General features: G+C 66.5%; 20 protein-coding genes. 13 read left to right on the forward strand and 7 right to left on the reverse strand.

Annotation, left to right across the window (positions count from 1 at the left end; all coding sequences use genetic code 11):
- Position 1 precedes the first annotated feature (1 nt).
- The 4 genes from AB4Y35_RS00080 to AB4Y35_RS00095 all read left to right on the forward strand — a co-directional run bounded on the left by AB4Y35_RS00080 (position 2) and on the right by AB4Y35_RS00095 (position 2252).
- Complete coding sequence (locus tag AB4Y35_RS00080) at positions 2-496, forward strand: Na+/H+ antiporter subunit E (RefSeq protein ID WP_368688488.1); 495 nt, start codon at positions 2-4, stop codon at positions 494-496.
- Complete coding sequence (locus AB4Y35_RS00085) at positions 490-765, forward strand: K+/H+ antiporter subunit F (protein WP_368688489.1); 276 nt, start codon at positions 490-492, stop codon at positions 763-765. The genes AB4Y35_RS00080 and AB4Y35_RS00085 overlap by 7 nt, the downstream gene beginning before the upstream one ends.
- A 9-nt stretch (positions 766-774) precedes the next feature.
- A complete protein-coding gene (locus AB4Y35_RS00090; RefSeq protein WP_368702889.1) occupies positions 775-1173 on the forward strand; it encodes a Na+/H+ antiporter subunit G in 399 nt (132 codons plus the stop codon).
- 287 nt (positions 1174-1460) lie between these two features.
- Entirely contained in the window at positions 1461-2252 is a 792-nt protein-coding gene (locus AB4Y35_RS00095) for a DUF4397 domain-containing protein (RefSeq protein ID WP_368702890.1), read from the forward strand.
- A gap of 52 nt (positions 2253-2304) precedes the next feature.
- Here the strand turns inward: AB4Y35_RS00095 and AB4Y35_RS00100 are convergent, their stop codons facing one another.
- Positions 2305-3213 carry a LysR family transcriptional regulator gene (locus tag AB4Y35_RS00100; protein ID WP_324151088.1) on the reverse strand — a complete coding sequence of 303 codons (909 nt, stop codon included), beginning with the start codon at positions 3211-3213 and terminating at the stop codon, positions 2305-2307.
- Between the two features lie 159 nt (positions 3214-3372).
- Between AB4Y35_RS00100 and AB4Y35_RS00105 the strand changes: the two genes are divergently transcribed.
- The 5 genes from AB4Y35_RS00105 to AB4Y35_RS00125 all read left to right on the forward strand — a co-directional run bounded on the left by AB4Y35_RS00105 (position 3373) and on the right by AB4Y35_RS00125 (position 11471).
- Complete coding sequence (locus tag AB4Y35_RS00105; RefSeq protein ID WP_368702891.1) at positions 3373-5496, forward strand: 3-hydroxyacyl-CoA dehydrogenase NAD-binding domain-containing protein; 2124 nt, start codon at positions 3373-3375, stop codon at positions 5494-5496.
- A gap of 25 nt (positions 5497-5521) precedes the next feature.
- Complete coding sequence (locus tag AB4Y35_RS00110) at positions 5522-6718, forward strand: acyl-CoA dehydrogenase family protein (protein WP_368702892.1); 1197 nt, start codon at positions 5522-5524, stop codon at positions 6716-6718.
- A 10-nt stretch (positions 6719-6728) separates the two neighbouring features.
- A complete protein-coding gene (locus AB4Y35_RS00115; RefSeq protein WP_368702893.1) occupies positions 6729-7865 on the forward strand; it encodes an acyl-CoA dehydrogenase family protein in 1137 nt (378 codons plus the stop codon).
- Positions 7866-7917: 52 nt separating this feature from the next.
- Positions 7918-9132, forward strand: coding sequence for a CaiB/BaiF CoA transferase family protein (locus AB4Y35_RS00120; RefSeq protein WP_368702894.1), 1215 nt, complete (start codon positions 7918-7920; stop codon positions 9130-9132).
- A gap of 266 nt (positions 9133-9398) precedes the next feature.
- Positions 9399-11471: a VTT domain-containing protein gene (locus AB4Y35_RS00125; RefSeq protein WP_368702895.1), complete on the forward strand. Its 2073-nt coding sequence runs from the start codon at positions 9399-9401 to the stop codon at positions 11469-11471.
- A 16-nt stretch (positions 11472-11487) separates the two neighbouring features.
- Here AB4Y35_RS00125 and AB4Y35_RS00130 read toward each other — a convergent pair whose 3' ends face one another.
- Positions 11488-11760 (reverse strand): hypothetical protein, encoded by a 273-nt coding sequence (locus AB4Y35_RS00130; protein WP_368616668.1) that lies wholly within the window; start codon positions 11758-11760, stop codon positions 11488-11490.
- Positions 11761-12160: 400 nt separating this feature from the next.
- Between AB4Y35_RS00130 and AB4Y35_RS00135 the strand changes: the two genes are divergently transcribed.
- Together AB4Y35_RS00135 and AB4Y35_RS00140 are read left to right on the forward strand one after the other, a co-directional pair.
- Positions 12161-13246 carry a Dyp-type peroxidase gene (locus tag AB4Y35_RS00135; RefSeq protein ID WP_368702896.1) on the forward strand — a complete coding sequence of 362 codons (1086 nt, stop codon included), beginning with the start codon at positions 12161-12163 and terminating at the stop codon, positions 13244-13246.
- A complete protein-coding gene (locus AB4Y35_RS00140; RefSeq protein WP_324161712.1) occupies positions 13239-14039 on the forward strand; it encodes a family 1 encapsulin nanocompartment shell protein in 801 nt (266 codons plus the stop codon). The genes AB4Y35_RS00135 and AB4Y35_RS00140 overlap by 8 nt, the downstream gene beginning before the upstream one ends.
- Positions 14040-14136: 97 nt before the next feature.
- Here AB4Y35_RS00140 and AB4Y35_RS00145 read toward each other — a convergent pair whose 3' ends face one another.
- Positions 14137-16398, reverse strand: coding sequence for a TonB-dependent receptor (locus AB4Y35_RS00145; RefSeq protein ID WP_368702897.1), 2262 nt, complete (start codon positions 16396-16398; stop codon positions 14137-14139).
- 235 nt (positions 16399-16633) lie between these two features.
- Here AB4Y35_RS00145 and AB4Y35_RS00150 point away from each other — a divergent pair, with 235 nt between their 5' ends.
- Together AB4Y35_RS00150 and AB4Y35_RS00155 are read left to right on the forward strand one after the other, a co-directional pair.
- On the forward strand, positions 16634-16954 hold the full coding sequence (locus AB4Y35_RS00150) for a pyrimidine/purine nucleoside phosphorylase (RefSeq protein WP_368702898.1): 321 nt from the start codon (positions 16634-16636) through the stop codon (positions 16952-16954).
- Positions 16955-17128: 174 nt separating this feature from the next.
- Positions 17129-18517 (forward strand): chloride channel protein, encoded by a 1389-nt coding sequence (locus AB4Y35_RS00155; protein ID WP_368702899.1) that lies wholly within the window; start codon positions 17129-17131, stop codon positions 18515-18517.
- Positions 18518-18521: 4 nt separating this feature from the next.
- Here AB4Y35_RS00155 and AB4Y35_RS00160 read toward each other — a convergent pair whose 3' ends face one another.
- The 4 genes from AB4Y35_RS00160 to AB4Y35_RS00175 all read right to left on the reverse strand — a co-directional run bounded on the left by AB4Y35_RS00160 (position 18522) and on the right by AB4Y35_RS00175 (position 23434).
- Positions 18522-19670, reverse strand: coding sequence for an enoyl-CoA hydratase/isomerase family protein (locus AB4Y35_RS00160; protein WP_368702900.1), 1149 nt, complete (start codon positions 19668-19670; stop codon positions 18522-18524).
- 3 nt (positions 19671-19673) lie between these two features.
- Complete coding sequence (locus AB4Y35_RS00165; protein WP_368688503.1) at positions 19674-20459, reverse strand: enoyl-CoA hydratase; 786 nt, start codon at positions 20457-20459, stop codon at positions 19674-19676.
- Between the two features lie 19 nt (positions 20460-20478).
- Positions 20479-22191 (reverse strand): AMP-binding protein, encoded by a 1713-nt coding sequence (locus AB4Y35_RS00170; RefSeq protein ID WP_368702901.1) that lies wholly within the window; start codon positions 22189-22191, stop codon positions 20479-20481.
- 109 nt (positions 22192-22300) lie between these two features.
- Positions 22301-23434, reverse strand: coding sequence for an acyl-CoA dehydrogenase family protein (locus AB4Y35_RS00175; protein WP_368702902.1), 1134 nt, complete (start codon positions 23432-23434; stop codon positions 22301-22303).
- Between the last annotated feature and the right edge of the window lie 97 nt (positions 23435-23531).

Below are 23531 nucleotides of genomic sequence, written 5' to 3' on the forward strand. Positions count from 1 at the left end.
CATGCTCAAGAGGCTCTTTCCGCACCCCTGGCTCACCGTCGTGCTGCTCGTATGCTGGGTCTTGCTGATGAACGACGTGTCGCCGGGCAACCTGCTCCTTGGCTTCGTGCTCGGCACCGCGATCGCCTACCGCGTGGGCGAAGGGCTGTGGCTCGCGCCGGTGCGCTTCGGCAAACCGTGGCTGCTCGTGCGGCTGCTCGGGCATGTGCTCTACGACATTCTCGTGGCGAACCTCGAAGTCGCGTTGCTCGTGCTCGGCCCGACGCAGCGCCTGCGCCCCGCCTTCATCGACGTGCCGCTCGACAGCACCCACGAAATCGCCCTTTCGGCACTCATCAGCATCGTCTCGCTGAGCCCCGGCACACTGTGCGCCGAGCTCTCCGACGACCGCCGACGCCTCGTCGTGCACGTGCTCGATCTCGAAGACGAAGCCGCGCTCGTCGCCTTGATCAAGTCCCGTTACGAAGCCCCGCTCATGGAGATCTTCGCATGCTAGCCATCGCCATTCCGGTGTCGTTCGCGATCCTCGGGCTCGCGTTCCTGCTCACGCTCGTGCGCCTCGTGCGCGGGCCTTCGCTGCCCGACCGGCTCGTTGCGCTCGACACGCTCAACGTCAACGCGATCGCGCTGATCGTCGTCTACGGCATCATGCTGCGCTCGACGGTTTTCTTCGAAATCGCGCTGCTCATCGCAGTCATGGGGTTCGTGGCAACCGTTGCGTTCACCAAGTACCTGCAGCGCGGCGACATCATCGAACTGAACTAGGGCTTCGCCATGCAAACCGTCATCGAAGCGATTGTCTGCGTGCTGCTCCTGCTCGGCAGCGCGTTCACGCTGATCGGCGCGATCGGCCTCGCACGCCTGCCCGACTTCTACATGCGCCTGCACGGACCGACCAAATCGACCACGCTCGGCGTAGGCGGCGTCGTGCTCGCTTCCGTCGTGTACTTCAGTGCGCACAACAATTTCGCGAGCCTGCACGAAGTGCTGATTCCGGCATTCCTGTTTCTCACCGCGCCAATCAGCGCGCATATGCTCACGAAGGCCGGGATCCAGCAGCGCGTCACCGTTTCGTCCGTCACACGCGGACGGCCGAACGCCGCCAACGCGAGCGCCAGCGGCGAGCGTGCGCAAGACGCGAACCTGGACAACAAGGGCGCACAGGACTCTTGACTATCGGCGCGGCGCTTCGCGCCGGTAAAAGCTGCCATCGAACGTCGTAACGCTCGCGCGCGCCGGGCCTCACACGCGCTCCGGGCCCCATCGCCCCCCCTCTCCTCATCCCGTTGCGCACACACGCATCGCGCCGATCGCCACGCACGGCACACCAATTGCTGATCGTGCTCGCCCCTATGCAGCATCGCGCCGCCGTCCCGGCTCGCGCAGGGGCGCAATAACAACGCGCGGCCGCAATCGAGGCCGTACACCGTGCAGCCTGAACGAAACGAATGAGGTCAACAATGAAGACGATACGCACCCTGCTCGCGTTTGCGAGCACGGCAGCCCTGCTCACGGCATGCGGCGGCGGCAGCAGCAGCAACGACGTGGGCAAGGAAATCGGCGTGCAGAACCCCGAGATTCATTTCGTGCATGCCCTGCCCGGCGGCCCGAACGTCGATTTTCTGGTGAACGGCAGCGCCCTGCAGACGAACGTCGCGTACAAGCAGGTCACGAACTTCGCCAACATCAACACCGGCAACACCAACGTCTCGTATGCGAGCACGGGCACGACCACGCCGATTGCAAGCGGCGCCTTCGCCGACGTGGCGAAGGGTCACGAGTACACCGTGCTCGCGCTGCCCGCGCTCTCGGGCGGCGACATCGGCCTGATCGACGATCCGTTCGACAAGGGCCTGCTTTCCAGCAGCGCACGCCTGCGCGCGTTCAACGCCACCGTCAATGCGCAGAACCTCGACATTTACATCGTCGCGCCCGGCACGGATATCAACGGCGTGCAGCCGACCTTGCCGGCCGTGGGCTACAAGAACGCCGTGCCCGCGAGCGGACAGGACTCGATCTATATGAACGGCGGCAACTACGTGGCGATCGTCACGGCAGCGGGCAGCAAGACGGCGATCTACGAGTCGGCCTCTTTCAATCTCGCGAACAATGCGGACTGGCTCATTACGACCGTGCCGATCTCGGGTACGCTCTCGCAGCTCCTGCCGGGCCAGATTCACCTGCTCGTCGCGCAAGGCGGCAACACCTCGCAGCCCGCCGTGGAGTACAGCAACACGCTCACGGGCCAATAGGCCGTTGCGCAGGCAACCGGCGCGGCGAGTGGCGGCGTACTACCTGCGCCGATCACGCGTCTGCGCCGCGCCCGGTCTTGCGGGCCTCGCCCAGCACGTAGTCGATGAAGGTGGCCGCCGCCCGCGTGTGGTGGCGGTTCGGCATATAGAGCATGTACATATGCGTGCCGAAAATGCTCAGGCGCCACGCGTCGAGCGACGTGACGGCCGCGCCCTGGCGAATGTCGTCGTGCATCACGTAGTCGGGCACGATGCCCACGCCGAGTCCCGCGAGAATCGACTGGCGCAAAAACAGGAAGTTTTCCGAAATGATCGACGGCTCGAGCAGCACCTCGTGCCGGTCCTCGTTTAGATAACCCGCCAGGCGCAATTGCCGCCCCACCACCGTTGCGGTGATGACGGGCGCGCGTGCCAGATCCTCCAGCGTTTGCGGCATGCCGTGCTTTTCAGCCCACTCGGTGCACGCACACGCGATGTACTTCACCGGCCCCATATCGCGCGCCACGAGATTCTGCGGCGGCTCGTGCATCACGCGCACGGCAATATCGACTTCGTCGCGCAGCAGGTCTTCCACGCGGTTTTCGAACATCACGTCGAGCACGATGCCGGGATACATCCGCTTGAACTGGATGAGCCAGTCCGACATCACGAGCTGCCCGTAGCCGCTCGGCACGGAAAGCCGCACGCGCCCCTGCAGGCTCTGGCCAAGGGTGGAGACCGATTCGCGCGCGGCGAGCAGCGCGTTCTGGATTGCGCGGCCGTGCTCGTAGAGCTTCAGGCCAATTTCGGTCGGCTCGACCCGGCGCGTCGTGCGGCGCACGAGCTGCAGGCCAATCGACTTCTCCAGATGGTTGAGGTGGTAGCTGACGTTCGCGCGGCTCATCTTGAGCCGGCGCGCCGCCTCGCTGAGGTTGCCCGCATCGAGAATCTCGACGAGCAGGGTCAGCGCGTTGACGTCCATGGCACATCCACTGTCAAAAATACTTTGACAGTCTGTCAACAGGAGATGGGATTGTCAATTGGTCCTGGCGCGCCGAGAATCGACGCGAACATGACACATTGCCGCCCGGGCCACCAATATGGCCCGCCAGTCCGGCCCTCTTTTGGAGACAGCATCGCCATGGCATCCGATTCCGTGAACGCCTCCCCCGTCACTCATGAACTGCGCGGCAAGGTGCTGCTCGTCACCGTGGACAATCCGCCCGTCAACGCGCTGGGCGTGGACGTGCGCCGCGGCCTCGCCGCCGCCATCGAGCATGCCGAGGCGAGCGACGCCGTGCAGGCCGTGCTGATCGTCGGCGCGGGGCGCAATTTCATTGCCGGCGCGGACATCCGCGAGTTCGGCAAGCCGCCGCAGCCGCCCGCGCTGCCCGACGTCTGCAACCGCATCGAGGCCTGCCACAAGCCGGTGATCGCCGCCATTCACGGCGCGGCGCTCGGCGGCGGCCTCGAAGTGGCGCTCGCGGCGCACTACCGGCTCGCCGTGGCGGGCGCGAAGCTCGGCCTGCCCGAAGTGCAGCTGGGCCTGCTGCCCGGTGCCGGCGGCACGCAACGCACGCCGCGCCTGATCGGTGCCGAAGCGGCGCTCTCGCTGATGCTGAGCGGCCGTCACGCGAGCGCGCAGGAAGCGCATAAGCTCGGCCTCGTCGACCGGGTAGGCGCGAGCGACGACATTCTCGCCGAAGGCCTCGCCTACGCGCAGGAACTGCTCGCGGCCCATGCGCCGGCGCGCCGCACGCGCGACGCCCAGGCGCTCGCCGATCGCTCCCAGGCGCAAGCCGCGATCGACGCCGCGCGCGCCGAGACCGCGAAGAAGTCGCGTGGCCTGTTCTCGCCGCTGAAGATCGTCGATTGCGTGCAGGCCGCGCTCGATCTCTCGTTCGACGAAGGCCTGCGCTTCGAGCGCAAGCAGTTCCTCGAATGCCTCGAAAGCCCGCAGCGTGCGGGTCTCGTGCACGCGTTCTTCGCCGAGCGCGAAGTGCAGAAGGCCCCTGAAACGAAGAGCGCGAAGCCGCGCGCGATCGACACCGTCGGCGTGATCGGCGGCGGCACGATGGGCGCGGGCATTGCCGTGGCCGTGCTCGACGCGGGCCTGCCCGTGACGATGATCGAGCGCGACGACGCCTCGCTCGCACGCGGCCGCGCCCATGTGGAAAAGGTCTACGACGGCCTCATCGCCAAGGGCCGCATGAAGCCCGAAGCGAAGGCGCAGATCCTCGCGCGCTTCAACGGCAGCACCTCGTACGATGCGCTCGCGAACACCGATCTCGTCATCGAAGCCGTGTTCGAGGACATTGCGGTGAAGCAGGCCGTGTTCGCCGAACTCGACCGCGTGTGCAAGTCCGGCGCGGTGCTCGCGACCAACACCTCGTATCTCGACATCGACGCCATCGCGGCCAGCATCCAACGCCCGCAGGACGTGGTGGGCCTGCACTTCTTCTCGCCCGCCAACATCATGAAGCTGCTCGAAATCGTGGTGCCGAAGCAGGTGAGCGCCGACGTGGTCGCCACGGCATTCGAACTGGCGAAGAAGCTGCGCAAGGTGCCGGTGCGCGCGGGCGTGTGCGACGGCTTCATCGGCAACCGCATTCTCGCGGTGTTCCGCACCGCTGCGGATCATCTGATGGAGGACGGCGCTTCGCCGTACCAGATCGACAAGGCCGTGCGCGACTTCGGCTTTCCGATGGGCCCGTACCAGGTGGTCGATCTCGCGGGCGGCGACATCGGCTGGGCCACGCGCAAGCGCCGCGCCGCCACGCGCGACCCGAAGGCGCGCTACGTGCAGATCGCCGACCGCATCTGCGAGCGCGGCTGGTTCGGCCAGAAGACGGGCCGCGGCTTCTATCTCTACCCGGAAGGCGCACGCACGGGCACGCCCGACCCCGAAGTCGAGTCCATCATCCGCGCCGAGCGCGAACGCGCCGGCGTCGAGCCGCGCAGCTTCAGCGACGAAGCCATCATGCGCCGCTACATGGCCGCGATGATCAACGAAGGCGCGAACGTCGTGCATGAAAAGATCGCGCTGCGCCCGCTCGATGTGGATGTCACGCTGCTCTACGGCTACGGTTTCCCGCGCTATCGCGGCGGTCCGATGAAGTACGCCGATAGCGTGGGCCTCGCCAACGTGCTCGCCGATATCCGCGAGTATGCGAAGGAAGATCCGCTGTTCTGGCGTCCTTCGCCGCTGCTCGTCGCACTGGTCGAGCGCGGCGAGAATTTCGCGAGCCTCAATCAATCGGCCTGAATGTGCCCTGAAGGAGCTTTTCACAATGGACCTGAAATTCACCGCCGAAGAAGAGGCGTTTCGCAGCGAAGTGCTCGCGTTCCTGAACGAGCGCCTGCCGCAGCGCCTTGCCAGCAAGGTGAGCAACGGCCGGCACCTGACGCGCGACGACATGGCGCAATGGCATGCGATCCTCCACGAAAAAGGCTGGCTCGCGAATCACTGGCCGCAGGCATACGGCGGCCCCGGCTGGAGCGCCGTGCAGAAGTTCATCTTCGAGAACGAATGCGCGATTGCAGGCGCGCCGCGCATCGTGCCGTTCGGCGTCAACATGCTCGGGCCCGTGCTCATCAAGTACGGCAGCGAGGCGCAAAAGCGCTACTGGCTGCCGCGCATTCTCGACGGCTCGGACTGGTGGTGCCAGGGCTATTCGGAACCGGGCGCGGGCTCGGACCTCGCCTCGTTGCGCACGACTGCCGTTCGTGACGGCGACCACTACGTGGTGAATGGCCAGAAAACGTGGACCACGCTCGGCCACTACGCGAACATGATTTTCTGCCTCGTGCGCACCGCCACCGACGTGCGCAAGCAGGAAGGCATCAGCTTCCTGCTGATCGACATGAACACGCCGGGCATCGAGGTTCGCCCCATCGTCACGCTCGACGGCGAACATGAGGTTAACGAAGTGTTCTTCACAGACGTGCGCGTGCCGGTGGCGAACCTCGTTGGCGAAGAAAACCGCGGCTGGACCTACGCGAAATATCTGCTCACGTACGAGCGCACGAATATCGCGGGCGTGGGCTTTTCGGTGGCGGCGCTCGCGCGCCTGAAGCGCGCCGCGCAGAACATCACGCGCAACGGCAAGCCGCTTGCAGAGGATCCGCAGTTTGCGGCGCGCATCGCGAAGGTCGAGATCGATCTGGAGAACATGAAGACGACCAACCTGCGCGTGATCGCTGCGGTGGCGGGCGGCGGCGTGCCCGGTGCGGAAAGCTCGATGCTCAAGATTCGCGGCACCGAGATCCGCCAGGAGATTTCCTCGCTGCTGCGCCGCGCGATGGGACCGTATGCCGCGCCGTTCGTCGAGGACGCGCTCGAAGAAGGGTATGCGGGCGAGGCAATCGGGCCCGACGATGCAGCCAGCGCCGCGGCGCAATACTTCAACAACCGCAAGCTGTCGATTTTCGGCGGCTCCAACGAAATTCAGAAGAACATCATCTCCAAGATGATTCTCGGGCTTTGAGAGGCACGCCATGGACTTCCAGCACACAGAAGACCGCCGCATGCTTGCGGATACGCTCAATCGTTTCATCACGGAGCAATACGGTTTCATTACGCGCGATACAATCGCGCGCTCCGAAGAAGGCTTTAGCGCTGACATGTGGCAGCGCTTTGCCGAACTCGGCGTAATCGGCGCGCTGTTCGACGAGGCCGATGGCGGCTTCGGCGGCGCGGGCTTCGACGTCGCGGTGGTGTTCGAAGCGCTCGGGCGCGGACTCGTGGTCGAGCCGTTCCTCGACTCGCTGATCGTCGGCCGCGCGCTCGCCCATGCGGGCAGCGAAACGCAGCGCGCTCGCATTGCCTCGTTCATCGACGGCTCGCAAATCGCCGCGCTCGCGGACGACGAGCCGGGTTCGCACTACGAGGACGCACGCGTGGCGACGCGCGCAGAGAAAAGCGGCGATGGCTGGGTGCTGCAGGGCGCGAAGGGCGTCGTACAGCACGCCGAACACGCCGATGTGCTGCTCGTTTCGGCGCGTACTTCCGGCGATGCATTCGACGAAGCAGGCATCTCCCTCTTCCTCGTGCCGCGCGACGCAGCGGGCGTGAGCCTGCGCGGCTACGGCAAGATCGATGGCGGCCGCGCAGCGGAAGTGGCGCTCGACAACGTGAAGGTGCATGCCGATGCGCTCGTCGGCGCGCAAGGCAGCGGCTTCGCGACGCTCGAACATGCGCGCGGATACGGCATCGTCGCGCTCGCATCGGAGGCCGTGGGCGCGATGGAGATCGCACGCGACTTCACGCTCGAATACCTGCGTACGCGCAAGCAGTTCGGTTTGCCCATCGGCAGCTTCCAGGCGCTGCAGCATCGCATGGCGGACGTGCTGCTCGAAATCGAGCAGGCGCGCTCGGCGGTCATCAACGCGGCAGCGGCGATCGACGCGCCGCGCGCGCAGCGCGAACGTGCGCTTTCGGCCGCCAAGTACACGATCGGGCGCATTGGCGCGCGCGTGGCCGAAGAAGCGATCCAGCTGCACGGCGGCATCGGCATGACGTGGGAATTGCCGCTCGCGCACTATGCAAAGCGGCTCGTGATGATCGATCATCAGCTTGGCGACGAGGATCATCATCTCGCGCGCTATATCGCCTTGGGGCGTGAGGCGGCGTGAGCCATGAAGGGGCGGCTGCGTTGCCCCGACAACGAACCAGGAGTACCAGTTGATGCAGACGGACAACAACAGCTTGCCCCTGGCGGGCGTGCGCGTGCTCGATCTTTCGCGCGTGCTGGCCGGACCGTGGAGCGCGATGGTGCTTGGTGACCTCGGCGCGGAAGTCATCAAGATCGAGCATCCCGACCGCGGCGACGACACGCGCGACTGGGGCGTGCGCGTCGGCAAGACGGAGACTGCGTACTTCAACAGCGTGAATCGCAACAAGCGTTCGATCACGCTCGATCTGCAAACGCCCGAAGGCCAGCAGATCGTGCGCGACCTCGCGAAAACCAGCGACATCGTCGTGCAGAACTTCAAGTTCGGCGGCGCGGAAAAGCTCGGGCTCGGCTACGAGCAGTTGAGCGCGGAGAATGCGCGTCTCATCTATTGCTCGATTTCGGGCTACGACCGCACGGGACCCGAAGCGACACGCCCCGGCTACGACCTCGTCGTGCAGGGTGAAACGGGCCTCATGGCGATGAACGGCGAAGCCCACCAGCCGCCGCTCAAATTCGGTGTGGCGGCCGTGGATCTTTTCACGGGCATGTATTCCGCACAGGCGATGCTCGCCGCGCTCTACGAGCGCGAGCGCACGGGTCGCGGGCGCCACATCGAGATGGCGCTGTTCGACTGCGGCCTCATGATTACCGCCTACTACGGCCTCGAAGCGCTGCTGATCGGCGAGGACCCGCCGCGTTACGGCAATGCGCACCCGTCGATCGTGCCGTATGGCGTGTTCGATGCGGCCGATGGTCCGCTCGTCATCACCGTGGGCAACAACGCGCAGTTCGAGCGCTTTTGCCGCGAGGTGATCGAGCGCGCCGACCTCGCCGACGACGCACGCTACAAGACCAATATCCTGCGCGGGCAGAACCGCGAAACGCTGGTGCCCGAACTCACGCGCGAACTGGGCAGCCGCCCGCGCAAACTGCTGCTCGAACGGCTCGCGCGCGCCGGCATTCCGTGCGGCGAAGTGGCCGGCCTGCGCGAGGCGCTGCTGTCGCCGCGCGCAACGCGTGGCGGGCTCGTCACGCAGCAGCCGCATCCGCATACCGCAAGCGGCACGACGCCGGTGCTCGCGCCGCCGTGGCGCTTCGACGGCGAACGCCTGCCCGTGCGGCACGCGCCTCCGCAACTGGGCGAAGGCACGCAGGAGATCCTGCAGTCGATGCTCGGTTATTCGGCGGAACAACTGGCCGGGTTGAAGGAGAAAGGCGTTATCTGAATCGGGTCCCGGTCGTAGCCGGACTTGCGGGCGCAAAATCCGCCGCCACCCCTTCCGCGTCGCCGCCGCGCGACGCGGCCCCCGCCTGCGCCCCCTCGCTGCGCCCCGCCCGGCCTCGCGTCGCACGTAGTTGCGCGCGCCCGGTTATATTGCGCCTGATGGTCCCGCACGCCGCTTGCGGCTAGTTGCGAACGGCCGGTGCGGACCGGCACCCGCCCGATCTCGCGCCCGTCCCGCGAGCCCCAGCAAACGAACCCGCCCCGCTCATGGAGCACGCCTACGATCATTTGCTGCACCTGCTCGCCGCGCACGCGACGTGGACGCTCGCCTTTGTCGTGGTCGCCGCTTTCCTCGAATCGCTCGCGTTCATCGGCACGTTCATTCCCGGCAGCACGGCGATGTTCATTGCCGGCGCGTTCGCCGCCACGGGCACGATCAACCTCGGCTGGCTCTTCGTCTGCGCGATTGCGGGCGCCGTGGCCGGCGACGGCGTGAGCTTCTGGATCGGCCATCGCTACCGCGGCTCGCTGGCCCAGATGTGGCCGTTCAGCCGCCATCCCGCCATTCTCGAGCGCGCACACGCCTACTTCGTGAGCCACGGCACGCGCAGCGTGATCCTCGCGCGCTTCATCGCGCCGCTGCGCGCCGTGGTGCCGATCGTCGCGGGCATGGCCGGCATGAAGCCCATGCGCTTCTTCATGATGAACGTGATTTCCGCGCTCGTCTGGGCGCCCGCGCATATCGTGCCGGGCGTCGTGTTCGGCGCCTCGCTCCAGCTCGCGGGCGCGGTGTCGTTCCGGCTGGTGGTCGTCATCGGCATCGTCGCGCTCGCGGTCTGGCTCATCTGGCGTTTCGTGCGCATGCTGCTCCTGCACATCGACAACTGGGCCGGCGCGTCGCGCCGCAGCGCGGCGCAGTGGGCGGCGCAGCATCCCGGGCGCGCCTCGAAGCGCATCGCCCGTCTGCTCGACCCCGCGCAGCCCGCGCTCGGCCCCGTCATCGTCATCACGGGCCTCGTGCCGGTCTGCGCGGCCGTGTTTTCCTATGTGCTGGGCAACGTGCTGCGCGGCGCGCCGCTCGTGCAGATCGACCAGTCCGTGCGCCAGTTCCTGCAGTCGATCCGCACCACCTGGGCCGACGAGGCCCTCGCGCGCGTCGAAACGCTCGGCAGCACCTGGACGCTCGCGGCGCTGATCGCGACGGTGGGCATCTGGATGGTGCTGGAGAGGCGTTGGCGCACCATCGCCTACTGGATGATTGCGGCGGCCGTTTCGCAATTGCTCATCCTGATCCTGCGCTTCGTGATCCACCATACGTCGCCGGGAGGCGGCCAGGCCGTCGAGGCCTATGTGTTCCCGAGCGACCGCGTGGCGTCGATGGTGATCGTCTACGGCTTCGTGATGTTCCTGCTCGTGCGCCGCGCGAGCATGCTGGAGGCCGCGCTGGTCGCCGCGCTCGGCAACGGGATCGTCGTGGCCGTGGCGTTCGCGGGGCTCTACTTCGACCGCTTTCTGTTCTCCGACGCCATCGGCGGCGCGGCCTTTGCCGCCATCTGGGTGGCGATCGTCGTGCTCACGTCGCTCTGGCGCTACCCCAAGCGGCCGCCGCAGCGCACCTACGTGCCGCCCATCGTGCTGATCGTGCTGGTCGGCGCCGTTCTGCTGCAGACGGCCGGGCGCATGCCCGCGCCGCCCACGACCGCGGCGGCGCCGCCTGTCGTCCTCTCGCAAATGCAGTGGAGCGATTCGCTGTGGAGGACGTTTGCGTGCTATCGCTTCGACATGAAAGGCGCGCGCCGCGAGCCGATGACGATCCAGTGGGCCGCGAGCGCCGACGATCTGCGCGCCGCACTGCGCGACGCGGGCTGGGCCGAAGGCCCGCAGATTTCGGTGAGAAGCGTGCTATCGCTCGTCGCACCGAACGTGGACGTGATGTCGCTGCCGCTGCTGCCGAAGCTGAACAACGGTCTGCCCTCGCCGCTCGTGTTCGCCCGCGCGCGCCTCGCCGCCAAGCCGGGCGAGGCGGCCGAGCCGGGCAGCCGCCGCGACGTGCTGCGCTTCTGGCCTTCGGGCTACGCGCTGGCGCCGCGGCGCAATGGCAACGGCACTGGCGATGGCCACGCGAGCGACGGGGAACCCACGCCGATCTGGGTCGGCTCGCTCGTCCACGAACGGCTGCGGCGCGGGTCGTGGCCGTTCAACGTGGTCACGACCTATCCCGACGACGTCGCCGACCTCAGCGCTCCCGGCCAGCCGGCGGGCTGGCGTACGCTCGCGCTGCCGGGCGAGGTGAGCTGCGAAGGGCGGCCCGTGAAGCTGATCGTGCAGGGCGGCCGCTGAAAGGGAAAACGAAGGCTCAGGCCGCGCTCTCGGCCCAGCTTCCCGTGGCGTGGAAGCGGTCGATGCGCTTGCGGGCGTCCGCGTAGGCGGCGTCGAGCGCGGCGTCGGGGCCGGTGTAGTTGCGCATCATGTCGTGAAAGCGCACGCTGCGCCCTTCGACATGGGCGTCCGCGCCGTGGCGGCAGATGTAGCCGCTGTAGTGGAACAGCGGCTCGGGCGCACGCGGCCCGAACGCCGGAATCGGCAGCACCCAGATCTCGAAGCCTTCATGCTCGGTGTGGTCCCACATGGCGCGTCTCCTGTCGATCCGGAGTTAGTGCTTTAGCACTTACTCCGGTCCCATGCAAAGCTGTCGATCCGGAGTTAGTGCTTTAGCACTTACTCCGGTCCCATGCAAAGCTGTCGACCCGGAGTTAGCGCTTCAGCACTTACTCCGGTCCCATGCAAAGCTGTCGATCCGGAGTTAGCGCTTCAGCACTTACTCCGGTCCCATGAAAAGCTCCCGATCCGGAGTTAGCGCTTCAGCGCTTACTCCGGCCTGCCCGTCAGGGCACGTCGATATCATGATGACTATCCTCGCACGGCACCCCTCTCGCCTGCAAACGGCCGTTTTCCCCGAGTTTGGCTAAACTATGCGGGCACAGCAGAACCCAAACCCGACTCTGGACTCACGAGCGATACCCCACATCATGACGCCGGCCTCTCTCACGCAGGAACCGCAGTCCGTCTCCAGCGCCGTCACGCGCAATGCCTTCTTCATCGTCGCGACCGTCAACGACGACGCCGCGAGCCGCGCCACCGTGCGCGCCTGGTGCGCCGACGTCGCCAACCTCGTGCGCGCGGTCGGCAAGCGCGTGCCCGCCGGCAATCTGTCGTGCGTGGTCGGCTTTTCATCCGACGCATGGGACAAGCTGTTCGGCGAGCCGCGCCCGGCCGGCCTGCACCCGTTCCGCGAATTCGGCACGGGCGAGCGCAAGGCCATCGCCACGCCCGGCGACATCCTGCTGCACATTCGCGCCGACGAAACCGACCTGTGTTTCGAGCTCGCCACCCAGCTCATGACACGCCTGGAAGGCGCGGTCACGACCGTGGACGAAGTGCACGGCTTTCGCAACTTCGACATGCGCGCGATGATCGGCTTCGTCGACGGCACCGAGAATCCGACGGGCAACGAGGCCGTCCATTTCACGGTGATCGGCGAAAACGAAGATCCCGAATTCTGCGGCGGCAGCTACGTGCTCGTGCAGAAGTACATGCACGACATGAAAGGCTGGAACGCGCTATCCGTCGAGGCCCAGGAGCACATCATCGGCCGCACCAAGCTCCAGGACATCGAACTGGACGAAGCCGTGAAGCCGAGCTGGTCGCACAGCTCGCTCACCACGCTCGAAGACGACGCGGGCAACGAGATCAAGATCCTGCGCGACAACATGCCGTTCGGCCGGCCCGGCTCGGCCGAATTCGGCACCTACTTCATCGGCTACGCGCGCTCGCCCGAGCCGATCGAACAGATGCTCGAAAACATGTTCGTCGGCCTGCCGCCCGGCAACTACGACCGGCTGCTCGACTTCAGCCGCGCCGTCACGGGCGGCCTCTTCTTCGTGCCGTCGCAGACGCTGCTCGAAGCGCTCGCCGAAGTCGACCCGGGCGCCGCACCCACCATCGAGGTGGGTGCCGCCGATTCATCGGAAACAGAAACCGAGCCTGCCGCCGCGCCAAACGCAGACGGCTCGCTCGCCATCGGATCCCTCAAAGGAGCACCCCGGTATGAATAACCTCCATCGCGAGCTGGCGCCCATTTCCACGGCCGCGTGGTCGCAAATCGAAGAAGAAGTTGCGCGCACCTTCAAACGCTCGCTCGCGGGCCGCCGCGTCGTGGACGTCGAGGGCCCCGGCGGCCCGGCGCTCGCCGCAGTCGGCACGGGCCACCAGAACGGCATCGAAGCGCCGCTCGAAGGCATCCGCGCGCGCCAGCGCGAAGTGAAGGCGATCGTGGAACTGCGCGTGCCGTTCGAACTTTCGCGCGACGCCATCGACGACGTCGAGCGCGGCGCCGAAGACTCCGACTGGCAGCCGGCCAAGGACGCGGCCACGCGCCTCGCGTTCGCGGAAGACCGCGCGATTTTCGACGGCTACACGGCCGCGCAGATCACGGGCATCCGCGAAGGCTCGTCGAACCCGATCCTGCCGATGCCGGCCGATATCGCCGACTACCCCACGGTCATCGCCAAGGCGCTCGAGCAGCTGCGCCTGCAAGGCGTGGACGGGCCGTATGCGGTGCTGCTCGGCTCCGATGCGTACACGGCCGTGAGCGAAGCGAGCGACATGGGTTATCCGATTCTCGAGCACATTCGCCGTCTCGTGAACGGCGAGATCATCTGGGCGCCGGCCATCGAGGGCGGCGCGATCCTGAGCACGCGTGGCGGCGATTTCGCGTTCCACCTCGGGCAGGACCTGTCGATCGGGTATTCGTCGCATGACGACAAGAGCGTGAAGCTGTATCTGCAGGAGAGCTTCACGTTCATGATGCTGACCTCCGAGGCTTCGGTGGCGGTGAAGCCGGAGTAAGCCTGCGCTGATTCCTGCAGGCGATGAAAAAGGGGCGCTTCTTGCGGGCGCCCCTTTTTTCATGCCTCGCCGAAAGCGGCGTTAGCGGCGTTCGCGATCACTGATAGAAGTTCACCGTCACGACCGCCGAGCGGCCCGGCGCCCAGGTCGCGTAGATCGGGTACGCGCTCTGGTAGTACTCCTTGTCGAAGAGGTTGTTCACGTTGAGCTGCAGATCGATCTTCTTCGACACACGCCACGTCGCCGCAGCATCGAAGCGCGCATAGCCCGGCGTCCACTTGCGCGATGTCGCCGAAACCGACGCATACGTCAGGCTCGAAACCGTTGCGCCCGCACCCACCGTGAGCTTCGGCAGCACGTCGTAGCTCGTCCACAGCGTGAAGTTGTGCTTGGGCACCATCACCATCGGCAAGCCGGAAAGCGCGGGGCTGGCCGGGCCGGCATCGGTCGTGATCGCATCGAGGTACGAATAGCCGCCGAACACGGACCACTTGTTCGTCACGTTGCCCGCGAAGCCGAACTCGAAGCCGCGCACGCGCTGCGAGCCCGCGTTGATCGTGCCGCCCAGGCCGTCGCTCACGCGCGCGTTGGTCTTGTCGGTCTGGAACAACGCCGTGGTGAGCGAGAGGCGCTGCTCGAGCACGTCCCACTTCGCACCCACTTCGATATTGCGAGAGCGCTCGGGCGCGAGGTCCTTGTTCGTGGCCGTGATCTGGTCGGTGCCGCCGCCGAGACCCGAATTCGAGCCCGGCGGATTCGCCGAGGTGCCGTACGACGCATAGAGGCTCAAGGTCGGCACGGGCTTGAACACGAGGCCGAACTGGTAGCTGAACAGATTCGACGTATTCGACAGATCGGCCACGCCCGCCTGCTGCGCGCTCACGTCATAGCGGTCGAAGCGCAGGCCCGCGTTGAAGATCCAGCGCTCGGAAAGCTGCACGCTGTCGAACATGTACGCCGAAGCGATATTCGTCTGCGTATGCGTAGCGGGCCCCGGGAAGCCCTTGTCGCCATTGAGGACGATGCTGCCCGTCCACGGATTGTTCGGGTTCCAGTTGTTGATCGACGCGCAGTTGTACGCAACCGAGCACGGGCCGCCCGAGCGGATGTTGTTGCCCGCCGAATCGCTCACGAGATAGCCCTCGTACAGGTCCTGCTCGTGGCTGAACTCCACGCCCGCCGTGAACGTGTGGCGCATGCCGTACAGGTCGAACTTGCCGTTCGCCTCGGTCTGGTTCGCGACGCTATTGGTCGCGTACTTGCCGCTCTTGGCCTGCAGGCTGAGGATGTTCGAGGTCGCGCTCGTCAGCTGCGGATTGGTCGCCACGTAGTCGAGCGTCGAGCGGCCGAACATCGTCGTGTTCTTGATCTTCCACGCGTCGTTGATGCGGTGCTCCACCTTCACTTCGCCCGTATCGGTCTGGCCGTAGCGGTAGTCGCGCGTGTTCAGGCCGTAGAACTGGCCGCGGTTGGACGACACCGGCGTGCCGCCCGTCGAGCGGAACGGCACGCTGAAATCGGGCATGTCGTAGGTGTTCAGGTGGTAGTAGCTCACCGTGACCGTGGTCGGCGTGTTCAGGCCGAACGCGATCGAGGGCGCCACGCCCCAGCGTTTGCTGTACACGTCGGTGCGGCCCGCCTGGTCGGCGTCGTGGCCCATGGCGTTGAGGCGGAACGCGGTGGTGTCGTTGAGCGACTGGTTCCAGTCGATGGTGGCGCGCCTGTAGCTATCGGTGCCAAGGCCCACGCTGCCGTTGATGAAGTTGTCGGCCTGCGGCGTTTTCGTCGTGATGTCGATGCTGCCGCCGACCGACCCGCGCCCGGCATACACCGAGTCCGGGCCCTTGATGACGCTGATGTTCTGCACATCGAAGGTTTCGCGGTTCTGCACGCCCGAGTCGCGCATGCCGTCCACGAAGATCGAGTTGCGCGACTCGAAACCGCGAATCACGGGCCGGTCCGCAGACGGATTCGCCGCCGCGTCGCCGCCGAGGAACGTGATGCCGGGCACCGTGCGCAGCGCGTCCTGGAAGGTCGTGACGTTCTTCTCCTTGAGCACCTGCTCCGGAATCACCGTGATGGAGCGGGGCGTGTCGATGAGCGGCGCCGTGAACTTGTACGACTCGAGCGTTTTGGTCTGCATGTCGGAAGGCGCCGAAACGACCTTCACGGCGGGCAGCGTGCTATCGGCAGCCGCGGTGGACGATGCAGGCGTCGCCGCCGCTGCACTCGCGGCGGCGGGGCTATCGGCGGCGGGCGCGGTCTGCGCGTGTGCGAGAGACGAGGCGAAGAAACCGGAGCAATAGAGCGCAGCGACGGAGGCGATGGCGCGCATCCGCGTCGGGAAATGGACGGACATGAGTGAGCGTGTTGGTCGGCGAATTGTCGTAATTGCAAATGCAGATGATTCTCATTTGTGATAGCAATTGTAATAACTCGTCATTTGTTTGTAAACATTCAATTCGCAATTCGTATGGCCGCAGGGCGATGCCATGCGCCCGCCGCGCCCGACAGCCGGTATGATGGCGGCCTCGCCCCGGACGACGCGTCGTCCCGGCGCCCGGTTCCATTCACGAAGACAGAGGAAGACCGCCATGACGGCAGCAGCACAATTCGACCAGGTTTCCGTAATCAAGCGCGCCAACGTCTACTTCGACGGCAAGTGCGTGTCGCACACCGTGCTGTTCGCCGATGGCTCGCGCAAGACGCTCGGCGTGATCCTGCCGGGCACGCTGAACTTCGGCACCGACGCCGCCGAGTTGATGGAAGTGCAGGCCGGCCAGTGCCGCATCCGCCTGGAAGGCACCGACGAGTGGAAGACCTACAGCGCCGGCGAGTCGTTCTCGGTGCCGCGCAAGAGCCGTTTCGACATCGAAGTGGTCGAGACGCTCGACTACGTCTGCAGCTACCTGTAAGCGCTGCGTCGATTCGAACGCCCGCCGCGTGACGCGCGGCGGGCGTTTTCGCTTCTGCCGGGCGTTGGGCGGAGATGCCGGGCGCGCTGAACGTGCTCGACGCGCCGCCCCCCTGCCCTCGCTACAATGGGCGCCAGCCCGTCGCCTGGCGACTCCCACGCCTGTCTTCCCGCCGTGTCATCCCTCACGCCCCAACCCTCGCCGCGCTCTCGCGCCAACGCCGATCGTCCGCCTCCGCGCAGCCCGCTCGTCACGTTGGCGCTCGTGACCGTGCTCACCGGCATCGGCGCGGGTCTCTCCGGCATGCTGCTCGCGCTGCTGCTGCACGCGATCCAGCACGTCGCCTATGGCTACGGCGCGGGGCACATCATCGGCGAGGAGAGCTTTCTGCAGGGCGTGACCGATACCGCGCCCTGGCGGCGCGTAGCGGTGCTCGTGGCGTGCGGGCTGATCGCCGGCGGCGGATGGTGGGCGCTCTATCGCTACGCGCGCCCGCTCGTGAGCATCAGCGCGGCGATCAAGCCGGGCGGCAAGCGCATGCCCATTTTCGCGACCACCGTGCACGCGCTGCTGCAGATCGTGACCGTCGCGATGGGTTCGCCGCTCGGGCGCGAAGTCGCACCGCGCGAGATCGGCGCCGCGTTCGCGAGCTGGCTCGCGAAGCGCACCGGCCTCACCGCCGCGGAGCGCCGCGTGATGATCGCGTGCGGCGCGGGCGCGGGGCTCGCAGCCGTGTACAACGTGCCGCTCGGCGGCGCGATGTTCGTGCTCGAAGTGCTGCTCGGCACGTTCGGCTGGTCGGTGGCGGTGCCGGCGATCAGCACCTCGGCCATTGCAGCCGTGATCGCATGGATCGGTCTCGGCGACGCGCAGCAATACCACGTGCCCGGCTATGGCATCAATGCGCAGCTCGTGGTGTGGTCGGTGCTCTGCGGGCCGCTGTTCGGCGCGGCCGCGCATGCTTTTTCACGCGTGACGAGCCGCGCGCGCGACGCCTCGCCCAAAGACTGGCGGCTACCGCTCTACTCGCTGGTGAATTTCGCGGCCATTGGCCTGCTGGCCATCTGGTTTCCGCAGTTGCTCGGCAACGGCAAGGGCGCGGCGGGCCTGAGCTTCGACGACGATCTCGGCATCGGCCTCGCGGCCACGCTGCTCGTGCTGCGCGTGTTCATCACGACGACCACCTTGCGCGCGGGCGCGAAGGGCGGCCTGCTTACGCCGGGGCTCGCGAACGGCGCGCTGCTCGCCATCGTGATCGCCGGGCTCGTGAATCACGTGTGGCCCGGCCTTTCGCCGGGTGCATTTGCGATCGTCGGCGCGGGTGCGTTTCTCGCCTCTTCGATGCAGATGCCGATCACCGCAACCGTGCTGATTCTCGAGTTCACTCACGCGAATCACGATCTTGCGATTCCGCTGCTGCTCGCCGTGGCAGGTTCGGTCGCGACGCTGCGGTTGCTGACGCGTGCGCAGGGTCCTTCCCACGGCGCGCCGGCACTCGGCGCCGAACGTGAACTACGGCTCGCCGCACTGCGCGAGCCGTCGGCACGCGAGTCCTCCGACTGAACCGTTAGGCGCCGAGGTCCACCAGCGGATGCGCCTCGCCGCGCCACGGCGACGCGAGGAAACGCTGCACGCGTTCGGACCGCACCTCGACGAGCGTGGCGGGCGCCCAGCGCGGCTTGCGGTCCTTGTCGACGAGATGCGCGCGCACGCCCTCGCAGAAGTCGCCTTCCTCGATCGCACGGCCAACGATGCCAAGCTCCATGCGGAAGCACTCGGCGAGCGTCATCTGGCGGCCGCGCAGCAGCGCTTCGCGTGTGACTTCGAGCATCGTCGGCGAATAGTGCGTGAGCGCTTCGAGTGTAGCTTCGAGCCACGCTCGTTCGGCTTGCGCGTGCTCGCGTTCGAGGTCGGCGCGCAGCGCTGCGACGATCTGCTCGACACGCAAGCGGCGGTCGAAGTGCCGCACGACGAGCGGCGTCAACGAAGCAAGCGCGCCGTCGTCAGCCTCGTGACACGGCGCGACGAATACTTCGCGCAACGAAGCATGCACATCGCCCGACCATTGCGCGGCCCGCAGACGCGCCTCGTAGCCATCGAGCCATTCGCCCGGCACGCAGGCATCGGCAAGGCCGCATTGCAGCGCATCCGCGCCGCTGAGCATCGCGCCGGTCAGACCCACGTAAAGCGCCGTCTCCACCGGCAGCTTCGCGAGGAAGTGCGTCGCGCCCACATCGGGCAAGAGCCCGATGCGCGTTTCCGGCATCGCGATCTTCGTACGCGAAGTCGCCACGCGCAGCACGGCCGCCTGGCCGAGACCCATGCCGCCGCCCATCGTCACGCCGTCGAGCAGCGCGACGAGCGGCTTGGAAAACGTGTGCAGCGCGTAGTCGAGGCGATATTCGTCGACGAAGAATTGCTGCCAGCCATTCGCGCCTTCGCGCGCTTTCTCGCGGGCGAGCCGATAAATCGCGCGCACGTCGCCGCCCGCGCAAAAGCCTTTCGGCCCCGCACCTTCCAGCACGAGCGCGACGATGTCGTCGTCCGTGCGCACGCGTTCCAGCAGGACGGCCAGTTCGCGCACCATGGCGTGCGAGAGCGCATTGAGCGCAGCGGGCCGGTTGAGCGTGACGATCGCAACGCGATTGACCACGCGAAACAGCACGTCCTTTTCGGCTTCCGTTGCAGCCTGGGCGGAAGCGGGTGTTGCATTCATTGCCTAGTTCTCCGTTTCAATATGCCAGCGTGGCTTGCGTTTCTCCAGAAACGCGTTGACGCCCTCGCGCTGGTTGGGCGAATCGAACAGATCGACGAAGCGCTCGCGCTCGACGGCGAGCGCGGCGCCGCGCGGCACGCCATTGCGCGCCTGATGGATCAGCGACTTGCTGAAGGTGACCGCTTGCGGGCTCAAACCCGCGACACGCGCGGCCATCGCGAGCGCCGCTTCGCGCGCACCGCCCGTTGCGACGACTTCCTCCACGAGACCAATGCGCAGCGCCGTTTGCGCGTCCACGCGTTCGCCCGTGAGGATGATGCGCTTGGCCCAGCCTTCGCCCACGAGCCAGGGCAAGGTCTGCGTGCCGCAGCCAGAGGGCAACAGGCCCACGGCAGGCTCGGGCAGCGCGAGTTGCGCGTGCGCTTCGGCAATGCGGATATCGCACGCGAGCGCGCACTCCAGACCGCCGCCCATGGCATAGCCGTTGATCGCCGCGATGACCACGGGCCGCGCCTTCTGCAGCGCCTCGAATGCCGCGCCGAACGCGCTCGCCGCCGTGCGTGCGACCTCGCGGTCGCCGCTGGCGAAGGCATTGAGGTCGGCGCCCGCGCTGAAGAACTTCGGCCCGCTGCCGGTGATGACGACCGCGCGCACCTGCGGCTCTCGGTCGAACGCCTCGACGACCTGCTGGAGCTGACGCAAGCCGTCGATCGTAAAAGCATTCGCAGGCGGCCGCGACAGCGTGAGCAGGGCCACCGCGCCCTCATGCGCGTACTCGAATTCGATCATTTCGGACTCCGTGTGGATATCAGCGCAGCTCGGGGAAATCCTCTTCCCAGTACTCGTCGGGCTGGCGCGGGGGCTCGGCGCTGCGCTCCATTTCGCGTCGGCGCAGCTCCACGCGGCGGATCTTGCCCGAGATGGTCTTGGGCAGGTCGCTGAACTGCAGGCGGCGAATGCGCTTGTACGGCGCGAGCTTTTCACGCGAGAAGCGGAACACCTCGCGTGCGAGTTCGGGGCCCGCCTCGAAGCCCTGACGCACGATGACGAAGGCCTTCGGCACCGAGAGGCGCAGCTCGTCCGGACTCGGCACGACCGCCGCCTCGGCGATCGCCTCGTGCTCGATCAGCACGCTTTCCAGCTCGAACGGGCTCAGGCGGTAATCGGACGACTTGAACACGTCGTCGGCACGGCCCACGTAGACGTAGTAACCGTCGTCGCGACGCAGGGCGACGTCGGACGTGTGGTAGTAGCCGTTGCGCATGGCGTATTCGCTCGCCTTCGCGTTGTTCGCATAGCCCGTCATCAGGCCGAGCGGACGGTGCATGAGCGGTAGCGCGATTTCGCCTTCGCTCGCGGGCTGATCGTCGGCATCGACGAGTTCCACGCGGTAGCCAGGCAGCGGCCGTCCCATCGAGCCCGCCACCACGGGCTGGCCCGGAGAATTGCCGATCTGGCAGGTCGTTTCGGTCTGGCCGTAGCCGTCGCGGATCGTAATGCCCCACGCGTGACGCACGCGCTCGATGACCTCGGGATTGAGCGGCTCGCCCGCGCCCACGATCTCGCGCAGCTTCACCGCATAGCTTGCGAGCGGCTCCTGCACGAGCATGCGCCACACCGTGGGCGGCGCGCACAGGGTGGTCACACCGCATTGCACGAGTGCGGCAAGCGTGTCTTTCGGCACGAAGCGCGCATAGTTGTAGACGAACACGCAGGCCTGCGCGTTCCACGGCGCGAAGAAGCAGCTCCACGCGTGTTTGGCCCAGCCCGGCGAACTGATGTTCCAGTGGACGTCGCCGGGCATGAGGCCGATCCAGTACATCGTCGAAAGGTGGCCTACGGGGTAGCTCTCGTGCGTGTGTTCGACGAGCTTGGGCTTCGAGGTCGTGCCCGAAGTGAAATAGAGCAGCAGCGGGTCGGTGGCGCGTGTCGGGCCGTCGGGTTCGAACGCGGGGCTCGCTTCGTACGCGCGCGAAAGCTCGATCCAGCCTTCGCACGCACCGGGCGCCGCGCCTACCGCGATGCGCTTCACGCTCGGGTCGAGTGCATCGAATTTGCCGAGTTCGGCGGCATCCACGACGACGTAGCGCGCGCCGCCCGTTGCCACGCGCTCGCGCACGTCGTCGGGCGAGAGCTGCGTCGTGGCGGGCAGCACGATGGCGCCCAGCTTCATCGCCGCCAGCATCACGTCCCAGAGTTCGACGCGATTGGGCAGCATCAACAGCAAGCGGTCGCCACGCGCCACACCCTGCTCGCGCAGAAAATTCGCCATGCGCGACGAGCGCTCCGACATCTGCGCGAACGAATAGCGCGTACCGCCGTCAGCGAGGTCGTCGACGATCCAGAGCGCCGGGGTGTCGTTGCCGCGCGCCATCACGTCGAAGTAGTCGAGCGCCCAGTTGAACGTGTCGAGCTTCGGCCACGCGAATTCGTCGTACGCGCGCGCGTAGTCGGTACGGTGACGCAGCAGCAGCTCGCGTGCGTCGATGAAGGCCTGCGCGGAAGGGGTGAACCCGGTCATCGTCGTCTCCTGTCGAGCCGGAGTTAGTGCAAAGCACTGACTCCGGTCCCATGCATAGCTATGGCGCATACGCGCTCGCTTATTATTGCTTCGTCTTCCTCACTTCATTTCAAAGCTGCCGTGCAATCACCATCCTCTGCACTTCGCTCGTGCCTTCGTAAATCTGCGTGATGCGTGCGTCGCGGTAGTGACGCTCCACCGGATAGTCGTTCAGGAAGCCGTAGCCGCCATGAATCTGAATCGCGTGGGAGCACACTTCCTCGGCCATTTCGGAAGCGTAAAGCTTGGCCTGCGAAGCCTCGGAAAGACACGGCTTGCCTAGCGTGCGCAGCCGCGCCGCGTGATGCACGAGATGACGCGCGGCGTTGATGCGCGTATGCATGTCCGCGAGCAGGTTGGCCACGCTCTGATGCTTGATGATGGGCTCGCCGAACTGCACGCGTTCGTGCGCATAGGCACGTGCCGCATCGAAGGCCGCGCGCGCGATGCCCAAAGCCTGCGCGGCGATGCCGATGCGCCCGCCTTCGAGATTCGCCAAAGCGATCTTCAGGCCCTCGCCGCGCTGGCCGAGCAGATTGCCTTCGGGAATCGCGCAGTCCACCAGCGAGATCGGGCAGGTGTCCGAAGCGCGGATGCCCATCTTTTTCTCGAGCGGCCCGACGTTGAAGCCGGGCGTTTCGGTCGGCACGATGAACGCGGAAATGCCGCGCTTGCCGGCGTCGGGATCGGTCACGGCAAACACGATGGCTATGTTCGCGCGCGAGCCGTTGGTCACGAACTGCTTGTTGCCGTTGAGCACCCACTTGCCGTCGCGCAGCTCGGCGCGCGTGCGCAGGTTGCTCGCCTCGGAGCCTGCCTGCGGTTCGGTCAGGCAAAACGCGCCGATCAACTCGCCGCTCGCGAGCTTGCCGAGCCAGCGGTCCTTTTGCGCATCGGTGCCGAACTGCAGAATCGGCCCGCAGCCCACCGAGTTGTGCACGCTCACGAGCGTCGCGCACGAGGCGCAGCCGGCCGCGATCTCCTCCATGGCGAGCGCGTAGGCCACGTAGTCGGTGTACGAGCCGCCCTGCTCCTGCGGCACGATCATGCCGAGAAAACCCAGTTCGCCCAGTTGCTTGACGACCTCGTCGGGCAGCCTGCCGTCGCGGTCCCATTGCGCCGCGTTCGGCGCCAGTTGCCCGCTCGCAAAGTCGCGCGCGGCGTCGCGGATCATGCGCTGGTCGTCGGTATAGAACTCGTCCATGTGTGTCCCCTTCCTGTGTCTCTTGCCCTTGCCTTCCACTGTGGCGCGATGCGGCCCCGGCTGCAAGGCTTGCGAAAAGTGTAGGCACGCGAGCGGC

Origin of the sequence: Paraburkholderia sp. EG286A (genome assembly GCF_040965375.1) — a bacterium.
GTDB lineage: Bacteria > Pseudomonadota > Gammaproteobacteria > Burkholderiales > Burkholderiaceae > Paraburkholderia.

Bases quoted from the DNA above. Each gene is read 5' to 3' on its own strand.
- AB4Y35_RS00150 (WP_368702898.1), top strand. From the start codon at position 16,634: ATGACGGCAGCAGCACAATTCGACCAGGTTTCCGTAATCAAGCGCGCC.
- AB4Y35_RS00135 (WP_368702896.1), top strand. From the start codon at position 12,161: ATGACGCCGGCCTCTCTCACGCAGGAACCGCAGTCCGTCTCCAGCGCC.
- AB4Y35_RS00080 (WP_368688488.1), top strand. From the start codon at position 2: ATGCTCAAGAGGCTCTTTCCGCACCCCTGGCTCACCGTCGTGCTGCTC.
- AB4Y35_RS00125 (WP_368702895.1), top strand. From the start codon at position 9,399: ATGGAGCACGCCTACGATCATTTGCTGCACCTGCTCGCCGCGCACGCG.
- AB4Y35_RS00160 (WP_368702900.1), bottom strand. From the start codon at position 19,670: ATGAATGCAACACCCGCTTCCGCCCAGGCTGCAACGGAAGCCGAAAAG.
- AB4Y35_RS00145 (WP_368702897.1), bottom strand. From the start codon at position 16,398: ATGTCCGTCCATTTCCCGACGCGGATGCGCGCCATCGCCTCCGTCGCT.
- AB4Y35_RS00090 (WP_368702889.1), top strand. From the start codon at position 775: ATGCAAACCGTCATCGAAGCGATTGTCTGCGTGCTGCTCCTGCTCGGC.
- AB4Y35_RS00115 (WP_368702893.1), top strand. From the start codon at position 6,729: ATGGACTTCCAGCACACAGAAGACCGCCGCATGCTTGCGGATACGCTC.
- AB4Y35_RS00165 (WP_368688503.1), bottom strand. From the start codon at position 20,459: ATGATCGAATTCGAGTACGCGCATGAGGGCGCGGTGGCCCTGCTCACG.
- AB4Y35_RS00085 (WP_368688489.1), top strand. From the start codon at position 490: ATGCTAGCCATCGCCATTCCGGTGTCGTTCGCGATCCTCGGGCTCGCG.
- AB4Y35_RS00130 (WP_368616668.1), bottom strand. From the start codon at position 11,760: ATGTGGGACCACACCGAGCATGAAGGCTTCGAGATCTGGGTGCTGCCG.
- AB4Y35_RS00100 (WP_324151088.1), bottom strand. From the start codon at position 3,213: ATGGACGTCAACGCGCTGACCCTGCTCGTCGAGATTCTCGATGCGGGC.
- AB4Y35_RS00095 (WP_368702890.1), top strand. From the start codon at position 1,461: ATGAAGACGATACGCACCCTGCTCGCGTTTGCGAGCACGGCAGCCCTG.
- AB4Y35_RS00170 (WP_368702901.1), bottom strand. From the start codon at position 22,191: ATGACCGGGTTCACCCCTTCCGCGCAGGCCTTCATCGACGCACGCGAG.
- AB4Y35_RS00110 (WP_368702892.1), top strand. From the start codon at position 5,522: ATGGACCTGAAATTCACCGCCGAAGAAGAGGCGTTTCGCAGCGAAGTG.
- AB4Y35_RS00105 (WP_368702891.1), top strand. From the start codon at position 3,373: ATGGCATCCGATTCCGTGAACGCCTCCCCCGTCACTCATGAACTGCGC.
- AB4Y35_RS00175 (WP_368702902.1), bottom strand. From the start codon at position 23,434: ATGGACGAGTTCTATACCGACGACCAGCGCATGATCCGCGACGCCGCG.
- AB4Y35_RS00140 (WP_324161712.1), top strand. From the start codon at position 13,239: ATGAATAACCTCCATCGCGAGCTGGCGCCCATTTCCACGGCCGCGTGG.
- AB4Y35_RS00120 (WP_368702894.1), top strand. From the start codon at position 7,918: ATGCAGACGGACAACAACAGCTTGCCCCTGGCGGGCGTGCGCGTGCTC.